Origin of the sequence: Pseudomonas sp. Sample_11 (assembly GCF_004307505.1) — a bacterium.
In the GTDB taxonomy this organism is placed as follows: Bacteria; Pseudomonadota; Gammaproteobacteria; order Pseudomonadales; family Pseudomonadaceae; genus Aquipseudomonas; species Aquipseudomonas atacamensis.
In genome coordinates this window covers 21,995-36,697 of record NZ_RCOD01000063.1, presented here as the reverse complement: position 1 = coordinate 36,697, position 14,703 = coordinate 21,995, and the positions used below count along the sequence as shown (strand labels likewise).

The window sequence follows — 14,703 nt, the reverse complement described above, 5'->3', positions numbered from 1 at the left end:
GTTAAATCTGGCGCCTTTCGAAATATGGGGTGGACGATGGGGATCGAACCCACGACAACGGGAGTCACAATCCCGTGCTCTACCAACTGAGCTACGCCCACCATATCGCGTTACTTGTGCCAAAGCTGCCTAATGGCGCACCCGGCAGGACTCGAACCTGCGACCATCCGCTTAGAAGGCGGATGCTCTATCCAGCTGAGCTACGGGCGCCTTGTTAATCTGTACTCTTAAAGGACTACAAACTAAGTGCTTTCCAGCGTCGCAGAACCTTGATTCCGCTTCACCTTCTTAACCAGTGCTAGGCTGTGCCCGACAAGTGCGACGAATAGTATAGAGGGCTCCAAAGGTCGTCAAATCCTTTTTGAAAAAAATTCATTTAATTAAAGGAGTTAGAGGAATTTGCTGACCAAGCGCCTTTGCCCTCACCGCTCGACATGCGAGAATGCGTTCTCATTTTTTCCCCTCTCGATGGTTAATCACGCGCAATGACTGCACAACTAATCGACGGCAAATCGATCGCCGCCAGCCTGCGCCAGCAGATCGCCCAACGAGTTGCCGAGCGTCGCCAGCAAGGCCTGCGCACCCCCGGCCTCGCGGTGATCCTGGTCGGCAGCGATCCTGCCTCTCAGGTTTATGTCTCGCACAAGCGTAAAGACTGTGAAGAGGTTGGCTTCCTCTCTCAAGCCTACGACCTGCCCTCCGACACCACTCAGGAAGCCCTGACCGATCTGATCGATCGCCTTAATGACGATCCGGCCATCGACGGCGTGCTCCTGCAGTTGCCTCTGCCCGATCACCTCGATGCGTCCAAGCTGCTGGAACGCATCCGCCCGGACAAAGACGTCGACGGCTTCCACCCGTACAACGTCGGTCGCCTGGCCCAGCGCATCCCGCTGCTGCGCCCCTGCACCCCGAAAGGCATCATGACCTTGCTGGAAAGCACTGGCGCTGATCTTTACGGGATGGACGCGGTAGTCGTGGGCGCCTCGAATATCGTCGGTCGCCCGATGGCCATGGAATTGTTGCTGGCCGGCTGCACCGTCACTGTCACTCACCGCTTCACCAAGGACCTGGCCGGTCACGTCGGTCGTGCCGATCTGGTAGTCGTTGCCGCCGGCAAACCGGGCCTGGTCAAAGGCGAGTGGATCAAGGAAGGCGCGATCGTGATCGACGTCGGCATCAACCGTCAGGAAGACGGCAAACTGGTCGGTGACGTCGTCTACGAAACCGCCCTGCCCCGCGCTGGCTGGATTACTCCGGTACCGGGCGGCGTCGGCCCGATGACCCGTGCCTGCCTGCTGGAAAATACGCTCTACGCCGCAGAAACACTGCACGTCTGATCGAATTTTTCCGCTGCACCAGAACCCCGCCTCGTGCGGGGTTTTTAATGCCTGAGAAAAAACTTCAACCGTTCGCCGGAAACCGCTCTTTTTACAAGCCTTTTCACGAGATTTTCAGGTCTTACAAACAACCATCGACAGTTCTTCAGCCATACTCCTAAAATGCGCCGGTTTTAAGAAATAACCCGTTACAAACTAACGGTATATCCAACCTTTTAGAGTTCGCCCGCGTGAAAATTCGTCTCTCGATTCTGAGCCTGTTGTTTGCTGTTACAGGCACATTCATCACGCCAACGATCAACGCTGCGGAAACCACCGCTGTCCCACGTGACGCTTCGACTTTGAAGATCGCGTCCGGCAGCGCCCTGCTTATGGATATGCAGACCAATAAAGTCATCTATTCCAGCAACCCTGACGTGATCGTGCCGATCGCTTCCGTCAGCAAGCTGATGACCGGCCTGGTCGTGGTAGAAGCTCGACAGAACATGGACGAATGGATCGATGTCGACATCAGGAACACTCCGGAAATGAAGGGCGTGTTCTCCCGGGTCAAACTCAAGAGTGAGCTGCCACGCCGCGAGATGCTGCTGATCGCCTTGATGTCCTCGGAAAACCGCGCTGCCGCCAGCCTCGCCCATCACTATCCGGGCGGCTACGCTGCTTTTATCGCGGCAATGAACGCCAAGGCCAAGGCGCTGGGCATGACCAGCACGCACTTTGTCGAGCCGACCGGCTTGTCGGAGCGCAACGTTTCCACCGCCCGCGACCTGAGCAAACTGCTGGTGGCTGCGCACAAGCAACCGCTTCTGGTGCAACTGACCACCACCAAGGAAAAGACCGTGGCGTTCCGCAAGCCCAACTACACCCTGGGCTTCCGCAATACCGACCACTTGGTCAATAAGGCCGATTGGGACATCAAGATCACCAAGACCGGCTTCACCAACCCGGCCGGCCATTGCCTGGTGCTGGTGACGAAGATGGGCAACCGTCCGGTCGCCCTGGTGATTCTCGATGCGTTTGGCAAATACACGCATTTTGCCGATGCCAGCCGCATCCGCAGCTGGGTGGAAACCGGGCGCAGCGCCAGTGTTCCTGCGGTGGCACAGCAATACAAAGCCGACAAGAACCTCAAGAGCCGTCAGAGCGGCGTGGTTGAGGCGGCCAAGTAGATCCAGCGCTCATGAAAAAGCCCCGAATCTTCGGGGCTTTTTTTCGTCTGCGCATCAGTCGTTGGGCAGCGGCATCTTGTCGTCATCGGGGATGCCATCGCCCGAGCTCGGCTCTGGCGAAACCTCCGGCGTCAGCACATTGGGCCGGGCCATCGGGTCACGCATCGGGCTGTCCGGGTCCAGCACCGGATCAACCTCAGGCTCTGGCGTGGTCGGCACGCTGTCAGGTTTGTGGTCATCGAAGCTTGAATCGGTACTCATATGCACCTCACATCAAGGTTTCAGATCGGCTAACGGATCATAGGGCTTGGCCGGTTTCTTCGGATCTTCACCGGGCTCGACATCCAGCGGCGCCTTCGCCGGCCCGACGGGATCAACCTGCGGATCGTCAAGGTCCGGCGAATCCGGATCGAATCCCAGATCATCACCCGAGGAATGTTCGGACGAGTGCGGGCCTTTCGGGTTTGGGGAATCTGCCATGTTGCCTCCTTGATTCACCCGCGAAGCACGGGCATTAATCTTCAGAGGCCGGCCGGGCGCAGTCGTGCCCGGCAGATGACGAACGGAGGTTTATTGCGCCGCCAGAGCCTTTCGCGCCTGCGCCGCAGCGTTTTCTTCACCGGCCTGGGCCAGTTCATCGGCGGCTTTCAGCCAACGGGAGCGGTCGACGGCTGCCGGGATCTGCGCCGGTTTCTGAATCAAAATCGCCCAGCCACCGGCCTTTTCCAACGCTGATTCAAAGCTGGCGAAATCCATCAACTGCCGACGATTCATGCCGGCGCGCAGCAGGACCTTCTGTTTATTGCGATCGTAGCCGGACAGGATCGCGTAACGCGGCTCGGCCCAGAATGCCGAACCTTCACTGAAACGCACCATGACCGGGTAGCCCGCTGCGACCTGGGTCAGCAAGGCCGGCAGCTTGCTGTCGAGCGGATAAACCACCAGGCCATATTCGCGAGCAAGGTTCTGCATGTTCTGCTGCAGCTTGTCCTCAGCGCCCGGCAAGTGCAGCGGTTTTTCCAGAAGGCCTGGGGTGATGACGATGCCTTGTTGCGACAGCAGACTGGCGAGCACCTGTGGCCCACTCTGGTTGGCTTCGCCACGATAGAAGGTGCCGCTGAGCTCAACCCGCTCCGGCAAGCGTTTGACTTCAGGCGCTACATTGCCTGCACATCCGCTCAGCACCACCGCGCAAGCGCCGGCAAGCAACGCTCCGCGCACTCGAGAAAATACCTGCACCATCAATCACTCTCTTCCAGACGCCGGTCATCGTGTTCCGGCAACGCCAGCGATCATAGAGCCGCACCCGCCTGCGGTATAGCCTTAAACCGCAGAGCGGGCGATTGCATAGAGCAAACTGATTGGTGACTAACGACCTTTGGTCAATAGCTTGAAACACCCCATTGACTAGACTGTCACTGAAATAGAGCGAATTGCGAAAAGCGGGCGCCCGATGCAGGGCGAAGAGGAGGCACCAATGAGCCTGACCATGACCATTGTGATGTTGATAGCCGGCTGGCTGGCCGTGGCGACTGCCATGTTGTGGGGCGTGCTGCGGATTTCGCGGCGCCATCATCATCCGGTGCAGACGATGCCGGTTGAGAAGACAGAGAAGCATCCAGTGCGACACGCTGCTGCGCATTGAGGACCAACAAGGTCCTTCCCTCATGAGAGCGCTCAGCAGCAGCGCGCTCTCGATAACTCAGCAAAAGGTGAATAAAAAAACCGCCTGAGCTCAACCAGCCCAGGCGGTTTTTTGTGTTCTCAGCAATTACGCCTGCTGAGCAACCTTCTTCTGCTTCGCCCGGCGCGACAGCATGTTCAACACTTCGATACCGGCCGAGAACGCCATGGCCGCGTACACATAGCCTTTCGGTACGTGGGCGCCGAAGCCTTCGGCGATCAGCGTCATGCCGATCATGATCAGGAAGCCCAGCGCCAGCATGACCACCGTCGGGTTATCGTTGATGAACTTGGCCAGCGGGTCAGCTGCGAGCAGCATCACCAGCACCGACACCACCACCGCGATGATCATGATCGGCAAGTGTTCGGTCATGCCGACAGCGGTAATGATGCTGTCGATCGAGAACACCATGTCGAGCATCAGGATCTGACCGATAGCCGCGGCAAAACCCAGGGTTACGGTGGAAGTCGCGGTCTTCGGGTCTTCCGGCGACGGGTCCATGCTGTGATGGATCTCGGTCGTGGCTTTCCACACCAGGAACAGGCCACCGGCGATCAGGATCATGTCCTTCCAGGAGAACGCCTGGCCAAGGATTTCGATCACAGGCTCGGTCAACTGCACGATGAACGCGATGGTGCTCAACAACGCCAGACGCAGAATCAGGGCCATGCCGATACCGATACGGCGCGCCTTCTGCCGATGCTGTTCGGGCAGCTTGTTGGTCAGGATCGAAATAAAGATCAGGTTATCGATGCCAAGCACGATTTCCATTACCACCAGTGTGGCCAAAGCAACCCAAGCGGTGGGGCTGGCGGCGAGTTCTAACAGATATTCCATGGGTCAGTCCTGACTCTGTGTAAGACGGTTTAAATGGTCTTGGAGGAAGATTCGGATTCTTCCGCTTGTTTTTCCGGTGTTTCTTTTTTCTCGATCAAACCACCAGTGGCATCGCTGAGCGCTTGCTCAGCGGCTTTATGGGTGTCGTCGATTGCTTGTTTGGCGGTTTCAGCCGCCGCGCCCATCAGTTGCTGGGCGCTTTTTTCCGCCTGATCACAACCGGCCAGAACCAGTAAAGACGCAAACATCACTGCGGGAAATGTGTATTTCATAAGGTTTCCTTCGAATGAACAGACAGGCGCACACACCGGCCGTCGATGGCTGGGCATTCTAGGGAGATGAACACTTCAGGAAAATTCGTATTTTTAGCGGCTATACTTCGGTTTTCACGAAGTGGCCATCACTATGCTCAATTACCGACAACTGCATTACTTCTGGGTTGTAGCCAAAACCGGCAGCATCGTCCGCGCCTGCGAGCAACTGAACCTGACGCCACAGACCATCAGCGGACAGATTTCACTGCTTGAACAAACCTATGGCGTGGAGTTGTTTCGCCGGGTTGGCCGCCAGTTGGAGCTCACCGAAGCCGGGCGCCAGGCCCTGCCCTACGCTGAGCAGATGTTTCAGTTGGGCGGCGAGCTGGAGCTGATGCTGCGTGCGCAGCCCAACGAGCAGCAGATCCTCTTTCGCGTCGGGGTGGCCGACGTGGTGCCCAAATCGATTGTTTATCGCCTGATCGCGCCGACCATGGAATTGAGCGAGCCGCTGCGCATCACCTGCCGCGAAGACAAGCTCGAGCGCCTGCTCGCCGATCTGGCCATTCAGCGTCTGGATCTGGTGATTTCCGACAGCCCGATGCCTTCGCATCTGGACATCAAAGGCTACAGCCAGAAGCTCGGCGAATGCGGGATCAGTTTTTTCGCCACCGCCGAACTCGCCGCGCAGTATGGCCAGGATTTTCCGCGCAGCCTGCACGGCGCACCGCTGCTGATTCCCGGCGCGGAAACCGTGGTGCGCAGCCGTTTGCAGCGCTGGTTCGCCGAACAGCAGATCCAGCCGCAAATTGTCGGCGAATTCGATGACAGTGCTTTGATGCAGGCCTTCGGCCAATCCGGCAGCGGGATCTTTATCGGTCCGAGCGTGATTGCCGAGGAAGTGAAGCGCCAGTACGGCGTCGAGTTGATCGGCCAGACCGACGCGGTGAGCGAGTCGTTCTATGCCATTTCGGTGGAACGCAAGGTCAAGCACCCTGGCATCGTAGCGATTACCGAGGGTGCCCGACGCGAGCTGTTTACCGGGTTATGAAGCGCAGACTTCACGCGGCTTCAGCGTCATCAGCACCATGGCGAGGAACACCGACAGCAAAATGAAGCCGGCAGCGGCAAAGCCCAGGAAGCCCAGCCCGGCACTGTCGATCACCCGGCCGCCGACCATCGCGCCCAGACCAATGCCGAGATTGGCCCCGGCGATGTTCAGCGACGCGGCGAAGGCCGGCGCTTCCGGTGCGGCTTTCATCAGGCGCACATGGCTGACCAGGAACAATGCGGCCTGGGTTACGCCCCAGATGCCCATCGCCACCGCCAGACCCACTGGCGAATGAATGTTCGGCACCAGCGAAACCATACCGGCGATCATGAATGCACAGAACAACACCGACGCCCCCAACGGATGCCGATCCACCGCTCGCCCACCGAGCGAGTTGCCGATCAGCCCGACTGCGCCAAACGCCATCAGGCACCAACCGACCACGGTGCCGTTGAAACCGGCAAGTCGTTCGAGGATGTCAGCAAGGTAGGTGTAAGCGGTGAACATGCCGCTGAACACCAGAATCGACAACAAGATATGGCCGAGCATCAGCGGGCTGCGCAGGATCTTGAACTGCGAACGGAAGCTGACCTGATGCTGGTGCAGACTGGTTTTCGGCAGGTAGACAAACAGCAACAAGGCTTTGGCAAACGCGATCAATGCCAGAATGCCGAATGCGCTGCGCCAGCCGAACGCGTCGGAAATCAGCGTGCCGACCGGAATGCCGAACACAGTGGCGCAGACGATGCCGAAGCCGATCTTGGCGATGGCGCGGCCGGCGAAATCCGGGCCGACGATGTCGACGGCGGTTTCACTGGCCAATGCCCAGAACACTGGCAAACCCAACGCCGGAATCAACCGTGCGATGGCCATCACCCAGATGTTCGGTGCCAACGCTGCAACGGTATTGGCCAGACCGAACATGATCAGAATGCTGATGAACAGTTTGCGCCGTTCGAAACGGGCGAAATACGCGGTCAGGAACGGGCCGAACAGCGCCACGGTAAAGGCAAACAAGGTCACCAGCAGCCCGGCTTGCGGGATGCTGACTTCGAGGTCTCGGGCGATCGCCGGCAACAGGCCGACAATGACGAATTCCGTGGTCAGCACCGTGAACCCGGCGGCGGACAACAGAAGAATAGGCAACAGCATGCGCAACTCCAGCAAAACGACGACACCAGCGATGACCCGGAGGCCCGCTGGCAGAACTTGAAAATGAGGATGGCGAAGCTTAACAGACTGCGTCCGCACTGAGTTGCCCAAAACTGCCGATCTGCCGGGCCGATCCGGTGGCAGATCGTCACAGGTCTGAAGGTTCACGCCTACGCTGTGATAAAGTCCGCGCCCTGAAAATCGTACAGCTGTTCAACGTGCCGTTTGGCGGCGTTGATGTCACTTCGACAGGCGTTTCGTGACTGCCCACGACGCTTCGCACCCTATAAAAAACAGAGATGCCGCTATGACCGCTTCATCCCCTTCGTTACTGCAACGCCTGAAACGCCTGAGTCTGGTGACCCAGATAGTCATTGGTCTGATCGCCGGCATTGCCCTGGCCCTGATTGCACCGGAGCTGGCGAAGTCCACCGCGTTCATCGGCAAGGTGTTTGTCTCGGCGTTGAAAGCCGTGGCGCCGATTCTGGTGTTCGTGCTGGTGATGGCCTCGATCGCCAACCACAAGCACGGTCAGGAAACCCACATCCGCCCGATCCTGTTCCTGTACCTGCTGGGTACATTCAGCGCTGCGGTGGTGGCCGTGGTCGCCAGCATGGCGTTCCCGTCGAATCTGGTGTTATCGACCGAGAATGTTGCCGTGACTGCGCCCGGCGGCATCGGCGAAGTGCTGCAAAGCCTGTTGCTGAGCGTCGTCGACAACCCGGTCAGCGCGCTGATGAATGCCAACTTCATCGGCATTCTGGCCTGGGCGATCGGCATGGGCATTGCCATCCGCCACGCTGGCGACACCACTCGCGAAGTGCTCGGTGACTTGTCCAACGGCGTCACCGTGATTGTCCGCGTGGTCATTCGCTTCGCGCCGCTGGGCATCTTCGGCCTGGTCGCGTCGACACTGGCCACCTCCGGTTTCGGCGCGCTGCTCGGCTACGCGCACCTGCTGGCGGTGCTGCTGGGCTGCATGCTGTTCGTCGCGCTGGTGATGAACCCGCTGATCGTGTTCTGGAAGCTGCGCCGCAATCCGTACCCGCTGACCCTGATGTGCTTGCGCGAAAGCGGCATCACCGCGTTCTTCACCCGCAGCTCGGCGGCGAACATTCCGGTCAACCTGGAATTGAGCAAGCGCCTGGGCCTGCACGAAGACACCTACTCGGTATCGATCCCGCTGGGTGCGACCATCAACATGGCCGGTGCGGCGATCACCATTACCGTGCTGGCCTTGGCGGCGGTGCACACTTTGGGCATCGCCGTGGACATCCCGACCGCGATCCTGCTCAGCGTCGTCGCCGCGATTTGCGCCTGTGGTGCTTCGGGTGTGGCCGGTGGTTCGCTGCTGCTGATTCCGCTGGCGTGCAGCCTGTTCGGCATCCCGAGCGAGATCGCCATGCAGGTCGTGGCGGTGGGCTTCATTATCGGCGTGCTGCAGGATTCGGCGGAGACCGCGCTGAACTCGTCGACTGACGTGCTGTTTACCGCGGCGGCTTGCCTGGGCGAAGAAGAGAAGGCTCAGCGCGCGTAATCGCTGCCATAGGAGAAGCGGAAGCCCGGGAGTTTACAGATCGTTCCCACGCTCTGCGTGGGAATGCCTCAACGGACGCTCCGCGTTCGGCTCTGAATGGGACGCAGAGCGTCCCGGGCTGCATTCCTTTGCTGCGCGTGGGAACGATCAAACAAAAGCCCGCCAAGGCGCGAACCTTGGCGGGCTTTTTCGTATCCGGGTGTTTAGAACGCGCCCATGTAATCGCGCTTGCCCACTTCCACGCCGTTATGACGCAGCAGCGCGTAGGTGGTGGTGACGTGGAAGAAGAACTGCGGCAAGCCGTAAGTCAGCAGATACGCCTGACCACTGAAGCGCTTCTCTTTCGGCGTGCCCGGACGGGTGACGATTTCGATGCCTTCCTTGCCATCGATCTGCTCTGGCTTGATCTCGCCGATGAAGGCCAGGACCTTGGCGATCAACGCTTGCAGCTCGGCAAAGGTGGTTTCAGTGTCGTCGTACTTCGGCAGTTCGACTTCGGCCAGACGCGCCGACACGCCTTTGGCGAAATCCACGGCGATCTGCACCTGGCGCACCAGCGGGAACATGTCCGGGTACAGACGCGCTTGCAGGAAGACGCTCTGGTCGATGTTTTTCGCGCTGGCGTGGGCTTCGGCCTTTTTCAGCACATCGCTCAGGGCGTTGAGCATTTGTTGAAAAACCGGGACGGATGCGGCGTACAGTGAAATGGTCATGGCAATCTCATGTGATGGCTGGGTAATACGTGGTGGCGATTATAGCCATGCTTGATGAGCACACGGCTTGCCTTTTGTTTGGCAAGGATTAGGCTAGGCGGCTTCGACTGCAGAGGGAACGCGCGATGAGCAACGAACAAGAATCCACCTCCGACCAGCCACGGCTCAATGCCACGGAAATCCGCATTCTCGGTGCGCTGATCGAAAAACAGGCCACCAGCCCGGAAACCTATCCGCTGACCCTCAACGCGCTGGTGCTGGCCTGCAATCAGAAAACCAGCCGCGAACCGGTAATGAACCTCAATCAGGGCCAGGTCGGCCAGAGCCTGCGGGCGCTGGAGGGGCGTGGTTTCACCCGGCTGGTGATGGGCAGCCGTGCCGACCGCTGGGAGCACAAGGTCGACAAGGCGCTGGAACTGGTGCCGGCACAGGTGATTCTGACGGGTTTGATGTTTCTGCGCGGTCCGCAGACCGTCAACGAACTGCTGACCCGCAGCGGACGCATGCACGAGTTCGAGGACGCCGAGCAGGTGGTTCATCAGCTTGAACGGCTGATCGCACGCGGTCTGGCGGTATTGATTCCGCGTCAGGCCGGGCAGCGTGAGGATCGCTACACCCATGCCTTGGGCGATCCGGCAGATATCGAAGCGATCCTGGCGGCGCGGCAGAATCCTGGGGAGCGATCGGGCGGTGGCGTTTCACTGGAGCGTATCGAAGAACTGGAAGCGCGGATCGCCGCACTGGAAGAACGCCTGGCCCGCCTCGAATAATCACAACAGAACCTTTGTGGGAGCGAGCCTGCTCGCGAACGCGTAGTGTCAGTCACCACGACCTCGAATGACCTGCCGCCTTCGCGAGCAGGCTCGCTCCCACAGGGGACATGTGCGAATTTCAGATTTTATTCCCCATCCCAATAATCCACCCCATCCACCTGCCGCGCGACAGCGACAAAGCCCGAGGCATTGCCCTCGGCATCCACCGCGAAATTATCCATCACCGCATACTTGTTCGAATCCGGATACTCGCAGATCTCCGGCTGCTGCTGAGTGCTCACCGCCAGATAACGCAGTTCGCCCGCGCTGGTATTGATGATCTGGTGAGCCTTCTCCGGTCCGCCCGGTGGGCAGGCGATCACATCACCGGCGCGGATCGGAAAACGCTCGCCTCCCAACCGCACCTCGCCCTCCCCGGCCACCACGTAGAACATCTCCTCATTGACCCGATGGCTGTGGAATGGACTGCCGCGCATGCCTGCTGGCAGCGCGTACAGACGGTAACCGAGTTTCTGCGCACCGAGTTGCTGACCGATCCGCGCGAAACGCTGCTGATAACGCCCAGCGGTTTCGCCTTCAGGGGCCAGGGCTTCGGGAAGGGCTTCGAGTTCGACCTCGTTGAGATTGAGGATGGGCGGATGCATGGGCGGCCTCGGTTAGGGTTTTTGTGGTGGGCACATCTGTGCGTGCTGGCGAGGATTATAGATAGTGATCCAGAACCGCAGCGCGGCCTTCGCGAGCAGGCTCGCTCCCACCTTCAATCGCATTCCAACTGGAGGAACACGCTCAACCTGTGGGAGCGAGCCTGCTCGCGAAGAGCCCAGCCCAGCCACTAAAAGATCAATCAGCTACGCGCAAAATCCACCGCCGCCGCAAACTGCGCCTCATTCGGCCGCACTCCGGTGTACAGGACAAATTGCTCCAGCGCCTGAATCGCAATCACCTCAAGCCCGGTGATCACTCGCTTGCCCTCGGCCCGCGCACGCACAATCAGCGGCGTCTCCGAAGGGATCGCCACCACGTCGAATACAGTCTCAGCCGCTTTGATCACTTCAGGCTCGAACGCCAGTTGCCCCGCCTCCGGCCCGCCGTCCATGCCCACCGGGGTGACATTGATCAGCATCTGTGGGCGCTCGTCACCCAGCTCGGCCTGCCAGCGATAACCCAGCGAATCCGCCAGGGCGCGGCCGGCGCGCTCGTTACGGGCGACAATCAAACCGTTCTGGTAGCCACCATCGCGCAGGGCGCTGGCCACCGCTTTGGCCATGCCGCCGCTGCCGCGCAGGGCAAAGGTGGAATCCTTCGGCACCGCGTGGCTCTCCAGCAATTGCGCGACGGCGATGTAATCGGTGTTGTAGGCCTTGAGGTGGCCGCCAGTGTTGACGATGGTGTTGATCGACTGGATCGCCGCCGCCGACGCATCCAGCTCATCGACCAGCGCAATGCAGGCTTCCTTGAACGGCATCGACACGCCGCAGCCGCGAATGCCCAGTGCCCGGATGCCGCCGACCGCGCCGGTCAGGTCCTGGCTGCTGAACGCTTTGTAATAGAAATTCAGGCCCAGCTGTTCATACAAATGGTTGTGAAAACGCAGACCGAAATTCCCCGGGCGCCCGGACAGGGACATGCACAGTTGGGTGTCTTTGTTCGGGTTCATCTGCATGAAACTTCTCCTTCAAACGCACTTTCGGATGGACGGGGTTGGCCAGCCCACCGGGTTCTGAATCATCATTTGGGCTTGTTTGTGGCGCCGCGCAGCCGGGTAAAGAAGCCGGTACAGACCTTACACAAAATTTACCCAGCGGCTGTGCTGAATTTCGCAAATTTGCTGTCTTAGCTGTATCCCCGCGACAACTGTGGGCCTGACTCAGGCCGCGGCGCCGGGTCGAAGAACCGAGGACTTATCATGATTCGTAAACTTCCCATCATGGCTTTGTTGATTGGCGCACTCGCCGTCACCGGCCAGGCTGAAGCGGGTGGTGGCCATGGCTGGCAGGGCCCTGCAGTGTTTGGCGCGATCGTCGGCTCGGCCATCATCGGCTCGGCACTGATCAACCAGGATCGGCCGGTGTATGTGCAACAACAACCGGTTTATGTGCAGCCGCAACCGGTCTACGTGCAGCAACCGCCGCCACCGGTCTATTACCAGCCGGCGCCGGTGTATGTACAACAACCGGTCTACGTGCAGCCGGCCCCCGTCTATTACGGCCCGCCTCGTGGTTATTACGGTCGGCCCCACGGCTACTACGGCGGCCCGCATGGCTACTACGGCGGTCCACGCTGGTAAGCGCAACACAGAGCCCTGCTTTCGAGCGGGGCTTTTTTATGACCGCTGGTCGGCCAACGTCTGAAAAAATCTCGCCAAGGTCGCTGTGAGGACAGTGCGAGCAGCTAAAGTCGGCATGATGGAATCGACCGTCGGGCTTTTTTCATCGAACGGTCACCGCTTTGTCATGACGGAACCGCAATCTGAATCCGTCCGTAAACAACAGATCGATAACAACAAGGACGACTGTATGCCCACACAAAACCCGCACCGCATCGTCGGTCTGTGCACCTCGAGCAAGGTGTACAGCGCACTTACCGAGCTCAAGCATCTGGAAGGCCATCGCTGCGCCAAGCTGCTGTCCCTGCTCGCCGAAAACCTCGTGCACAAGGGCCTGCTCAATGAGCGCGAAGTCATGCACATGCTCGATCAAGTGGTGGAATGACGCCAGACCTCACTGGCATCAATGACCACTATCGAAAGCGTTGATTGTCCGTCGTGCCGGCAAATCCCTAAGGTAGCCCCATCAGTTTGATGGAGTTTTTCCCATGGCACAGGTTCAAATCATGTCGGTGATCGGCAGCGCAGTTCCCGCTTCGCTGCGTGCATCCGGTTTGCTCGCTTGCTGGTATCTGGTGCGCGATGGCGAGCCGATCAGCGGCCCGCTCACCTCCTTGCCAGCAGCACAGGCCTTGTCGCAACAAGTCGCCAGCAATACGTTTCATGCCTAAGGCAGCTGCACCTTGGGCTTGGTCTCGACGAACAGCGCCCAGCTCGACAGGAACAACGCGGCAATCAGCGGCCCGATCACAAAGCCGTTGAGGCCGAAGACCGCGAGGCCGCCGAGGGTGGAAACCAGAATCAGGTAATCAGGCATCTTGGTATCTTTGCCGACCAGGATCGGGCGCAGCACGTTGTCGACCAGGCCAATCACGAATACTCCGAACAAGCCCAGCACCACGCCCTGCCAGATCATGCCGCTGAGCAGGAAGTACACCGCCACCGGCGCCCAGACAATCCCCGCGCCCACCGCTGGCAACAGCGACAGAAACGCCATCAGCACCGCCCAGAGCAACGCGCTGGGAATGTCGAGAAACCAGAAAATCAACCCGCCCAGCGCGCCTTGGGTCACGGCCACCACCACGTTGCCTTTGACCGTGGCGCGCACCACGCGGTTGAACTTCAGTTGCAGGCGGCGCTTGTGGTTTTCTTCCAGCGGCACGGCAGTGCGCATCTTGCGCGCCAGCTCGGGGCCGTCACGCAGGAAGAAAAACAGCAGATACAGCATGATGAAAAAGCTCACCACGAATTCGAATGTGCCCTGGCCGAAGCTGAAAGCCTGAGTCGCCAGCGCCTGGCTGCCCTGCATCGCCGCTTTGACGATCTTCTCGCGCAAGCTGTCGAGTTCGCCCATGCCAAAGCGGTCGAGCAAGTGCTGAAAGTACGGCGGCAGGCTGTGCTTGAACTGCGCCAAATACGCAGCGATGTCCAGCTCGCCGCTTTCAATGTTCTTGTAGACCGTCGCGCCTTCCTGCACGAGCAGGATGCTGACGATGATCACCGGCAGAATCGCGATCACCAGGCACAGGCTCAAGGTGCACAGCGACGTCACGTTGCGTTGCAAGCCGAACTTCTGCTGCAACCTGCGCTGTACCGGCGCAAACAGAATGCCGAGGATGACAGCCCAGAACACCGCGCCGTAAAACGGCAGCAGAATCCAGATAAAGGCCACCGTGACCAGCACCAGCAGCACTGTCAGGGATTTGAATTGCAGACTCTTTTCGTTCATATCCGGTCCATGTCAGTCAGGCGTCACGCACGCCCGCCCCACTTAGTCAGCCGCCGAGCGCGCGAGTGCCATGTTTATTCATGGAGCATAGATCCAGATCAATAAACCCTCGCAACAGCTGCCCTACCCTGCGCGGCT

General features: G+C 59.5%; 19 protein-coding genes and 2 tRNA genes. 9 read left to right on the top strand and 12 right to left on the bottom strand.

Features of this window, described 5'->3' with window-relative positions:
• Nucleotides 1-25: 25 nt before the first annotated feature.
• Nucleotides 26-101, bottom strand: a tRNA-His gene (locus D8U60_RS17635).
• 32 nt (nucleotides 102-133) lie between these two features.
• A tRNA-Arg gene (locus D8U60_RS17630) sits at nucleotides 134-210 on the bottom strand.
• Nucleotides 211-485: 275 nt separating this feature from the next.
• On the opposite strand from D8U60_RS17630, the gene folD reads away from it, so the two are divergent.
• Nucleotides 486-1,340, top strand: a complete 855-nt coding sequence (gene folD / locus D8U60_RS17625; RefSeq protein ID WP_130900599.1) for a bifunctional methylenetetrahydrofolate dehydrogenase/methenyltetrahydrofolate cyclohydrolase FolD — start codon at nucleotides 486-488, stop codon at nucleotides 1,338-1,340.
• Between the two features lie 230 nt (nucleotides 1,341-1,570).
• Entirely contained in the window at nucleotides 1,571-2,509 is a 939-nt protein-coding gene (gene pbpG / locus D8U60_RS17620) for a D-alanyl-D-alanine endopeptidase (protein ID WP_016775339.1), read from the top strand.
• 54 nt (nucleotides 2,510-2,563) lie between these two features.
• On the opposite strand, the gene D8U60_RS17615 is transcribed toward pbpG, so the two are convergent.
• From D8U60_RS17615 to D8U60_RS17605, 3 genes are all read right to left on the bottom strand, one after another.
• Nucleotides 2,564-2,770 (bottom strand): hypothetical protein, encoded by a 207-nt coding sequence (locus D8U60_RS17615; RefSeq protein WP_071172948.1) that lies wholly within the window; start codon nucleotides 2,768-2,770, stop codon nucleotides 2,564-2,566.
• A gap of 12 nt (nucleotides 2,771-2,782) precedes the next feature.
• Nucleotides 2,783-2,989, bottom strand: a complete 207-nt coding sequence (locus D8U60_RS17610) for a DUF6021 family protein (RefSeq protein ID WP_024013462.1) — start codon at nucleotides 2,987-2,989, stop codon at nucleotides 2,783-2,785.
• Nucleotides 2,990-3,079: 90 nt separating this feature from the next.
• The gene (locus D8U60_RS17605; RefSeq protein ID WP_130900598.1) at nucleotides 3,080-3,751 is read right to left on the bottom strand and encodes a peptidase C39 family protein; all 672 of its coding nucleotides are present in this window, start codon (nucleotides 3,749-3,751) and stop codon (nucleotides 3,080-3,082) included.
• A gap of 235 nt (nucleotides 3,752-3,986) precedes the next feature.
• Here D8U60_RS17605 and D8U60_RS27680 point away from each other — a divergent pair, with 235 nt between their 5' ends.
• Nucleotides 3,987-4,154, top strand: coding sequence for a hypothetical protein (locus D8U60_RS27680; RefSeq protein WP_016775342.1), 168 nt, complete (start codon nucleotides 3,987-3,989; stop codon nucleotides 4,152-4,154).
• A gap of 126 nt (nucleotides 4,155-4,280) precedes the next feature.
• Here the strand turns inward: D8U60_RS27680 and D8U60_RS17600 are convergent, their stop codons facing one another.
• Entirely contained in the window at nucleotides 4,281-5,030 is a 750-nt protein-coding gene (locus D8U60_RS17600; RefSeq protein WP_016775343.1) for a TerC family protein, read from the bottom strand.
• Nucleotides 5,031-5,059: 29 nt separating this feature from the next.
• Nucleotides 5,060-5,302 carry a hypothetical protein gene (locus D8U60_RS17595; RefSeq protein WP_024013465.1) on the bottom strand — a complete coding sequence of 81 codons (243 nt, stop codon included), beginning with the start codon at nucleotides 5,300-5,302 and terminating at the stop codon, nucleotides 5,060-5,062.
• Nucleotides 5,303-5,435: 133 nt separating this feature from the next.
• On the opposite strand from D8U60_RS17595, the gene nhaR reads away from it, so the two are divergent.
• Entirely contained in the window at nucleotides 5,436-6,335 is a 900-nt protein-coding gene (gene nhaR / locus D8U60_RS17590) for a transcriptional activator NhaR (protein WP_016775345.1), read from the top strand.
• Here the strand turns inward: nhaR and D8U60_RS17585 are convergent.
• Entirely contained in the window at nucleotides 6,330-7,487 is a 1,158-nt protein-coding gene (locus tag D8U60_RS17585; protein WP_024013467.1) for an MFS transporter, read from the bottom strand. The two genes, nhaR and D8U60_RS17585, sit on opposite strands and share 6 nt — an antisense overlap.
• Nucleotides 7,488-7,794: 307 nt before the next feature.
• On the opposite strand from D8U60_RS17585, the gene sstT reads away from it, so the two are divergent.
• Nucleotides 7,795-9,024, top strand: a complete 1,230-nt coding sequence (gene sstT, locus D8U60_RS17580; protein WP_122703700.1) for a serine/threonine transporter SstT — start codon at nucleotides 7,795-7,797, stop codon at nucleotides 9,022-9,024.
• 203 nt (nucleotides 9,025-9,227) lie between these two features.
• Here sstT and D8U60_RS17575 read toward each other — a convergent pair whose 3' ends face one another.
• Nucleotides 9,228-9,737 (bottom strand): DUF1993 domain-containing protein, encoded by a 510-nt coding sequence (locus tag D8U60_RS17575; RefSeq protein WP_016775348.1) that lies wholly within the window; start codon nucleotides 9,735-9,737, stop codon nucleotides 9,228-9,230.
• A gap of 125 nt (nucleotides 9,738-9,862) precedes the next feature.
• On the opposite strand from D8U60_RS17575, the gene D8U60_RS17570 reads away from it, so the two are divergent.
• The gene (locus D8U60_RS17570; RefSeq protein ID WP_016775349.1) at nucleotides 9,863-10,507 is read left to right on the top strand and encodes a DUF480 domain-containing protein; all 645 of its coding nucleotides are present in this window, start codon (nucleotides 9,863-9,865) and stop codon (nucleotides 10,505-10,507) included.
• Nucleotides 10,508-10,635: 128 nt separating this feature from the next.
• Here the strand turns inward: D8U60_RS17570 and D8U60_RS17565 are convergent, their stop codons facing one another.
• Nucleotides 10,636-11,154, bottom strand: a complete 519-nt coding sequence (locus D8U60_RS17565; protein ID WP_122698462.1) for a cupin domain-containing protein — start codon at nucleotides 11,152-11,154, stop codon at nucleotides 10,636-10,638.
• 200 nt (nucleotides 11,155-11,354) lie between these two features.
• Nucleotides 11,355-12,173 (bottom strand): shikimate 5-dehydrogenase, encoded by an 819-nt coding sequence (locus D8U60_RS17560; protein ID WP_071172956.1) that lies wholly within the window; start codon nucleotides 12,171-12,173, stop codon nucleotides 11,355-11,357.
• A gap of 243 nt (nucleotides 12,174-12,416) precedes the next feature.
• Between D8U60_RS17560 and D8U60_RS17555 the strand changes: the two genes are divergently transcribed.
• The 3 genes from D8U60_RS17555 (at nucleotide 12,417) to D8U60_RS17545 (ending at nucleotide 13,507) form a co-directional block, all read left to right on the top strand.
• Nucleotides 12,417-12,797: a hypothetical protein gene (locus D8U60_RS17555; RefSeq protein ID WP_024013471.1), complete on the top strand. Its 381-nt coding sequence runs from the start codon at nucleotides 12,417-12,419 to the stop codon at nucleotides 12,795-12,797.
• A 229-nt stretch (nucleotides 12,798-13,026) separates the two neighbouring features.
• Nucleotides 13,027-13,221, top strand: a complete 195-nt coding sequence (locus tag D8U60_RS17550) for a hypothetical protein (RefSeq protein ID WP_016770691.1) — start codon at nucleotides 13,027-13,029, stop codon at nucleotides 13,219-13,221.
• Nucleotides 13,222-13,324: 103 nt separating this feature from the next.
• Nucleotides 13,325-13,507, top strand: a complete 183-nt coding sequence (locus D8U60_RS17545) for a hypothetical protein (RefSeq protein WP_016770690.1) — start codon at nucleotides 13,325-13,327, stop codon at nucleotides 13,505-13,507.
• Here D8U60_RS17545 and D8U60_RS17540 read toward each other — a convergent pair.
• Nucleotides 13,504-14,565, bottom strand: a complete 1,062-nt coding sequence (locus tag D8U60_RS17540) for an AI-2E family transporter (RefSeq protein WP_024013473.1) — start codon at nucleotides 14,563-14,565, stop codon at nucleotides 13,504-13,506. The genes D8U60_RS17545 and D8U60_RS17540 overlap by 4 nt on opposite strands.
• Nucleotides 14,566-14,703 lie beyond the last annotated feature (138 nt).

Coding starts and splice junctions, on each gene's coding strand:
- folD (WP_130900599.1), top strand. CDS start 486: ATGACTGCACAACTAATCGACGGCAAATCGATCGCCGCCAGCCTGCGC.
- D8U60_RS17615 (WP_071172948.1), bottom strand. CDS start 2,770: ATGAGTACCGATTCAAGCTTCGATGACCACAAACCTGACAGCGTGCCG.
- D8U60_RS17610 (WP_024013462.1), bottom strand. CDS start 2,989: ATGGCAGATTCCCCAAACCCGAAAGGCCCGCACTCGTCCGAACATTCC.
- D8U60_RS17605 (WP_130900598.1), bottom strand. CDS start 3,751: ATGGTGCAGGTATTTTCTCGAGTGCGCGGAGCGTTGCTTGCCGGCGCT.
- D8U60_RS27680 (WP_016775342.1), top strand. CDS start 3,987: ATGAGCCTGACCATGACCATTGTGATGTTGATAGCCGGCTGGCTGGCC.
- D8U60_RS17600 (WP_016775343.1), bottom strand. CDS start 5,030: ATGGAATATCTGTTAGAACTCGCCGCCAGCCCCACCGCTTGGGTTGCT.
- D8U60_RS17595 (WP_024013465.1), bottom strand. CDS start 5,302: ATGAAATACACATTTCCCGCAGTGATGTTTGCGTCTTTACTGGTTCTG.
- nhaR (WP_016775345.1), top strand. CDS start 5,436: ATGCTCAATTACCGACAACTGCATTACTTCTGGGTTGTAGCCAAAACC.
- D8U60_RS17585 (WP_024013467.1), bottom strand. CDS start 7,487: ATGCTGTTGCCTATTCTTCTGTTGTCCGCCGCCGGGTTCACGGTGCTG.
- sstT (WP_122703700.1), top strand. CDS start 7,795: ATGACCGCTTCATCCCCTTCGTTACTGCAACGCCTGAAACGCCTGAGT.
- D8U60_RS17575 (WP_016775348.1), bottom strand. CDS start 9,737: ATGACCATTTCACTGTACGCCGCATCCGTCCCGGTTTTTCAACAAATG.
- D8U60_RS17570 (WP_016775349.1), top strand. CDS start 9,863: ATGAGCAACGAACAAGAATCCACCTCCGACCAGCCACGGCTCAATGCC.
- D8U60_RS17565 (WP_122698462.1), bottom strand. CDS start 11,154: ATGCATCCGCCCATCCTCAATCTCAACGAGGTCGAACTCGAAGCCCTT.
- D8U60_RS17560 (WP_071172956.1), bottom strand. CDS start 12,173: ATGCAGATGAACCCGAACAAAGACACCCAACTGTGCATGTCCCTGTCC.
- D8U60_RS17555 (WP_024013471.1), top strand. CDS start 12,417: ATGATTCGTAAACTTCCCATCATGGCTTTGTTGATTGGCGCACTCGCC.
- D8U60_RS17550 (WP_016770691.1), top strand. CDS start 13,027: ATGCCCACACAAAACCCGCACCGCATCGTCGGTCTGTGCACCTCGAGC.
- D8U60_RS17545 (WP_016770690.1), top strand. CDS start 13,325: ATGGCACAGGTTCAAATCATGTCGGTGATCGGCAGCGCAGTTCCCGCT.
- D8U60_RS17540 (WP_024013473.1), bottom strand. CDS start 14,565: ATGAACGAAAAGAGTCTGCAATTCAAATCCCTGACAGTGCTGCTGGTG.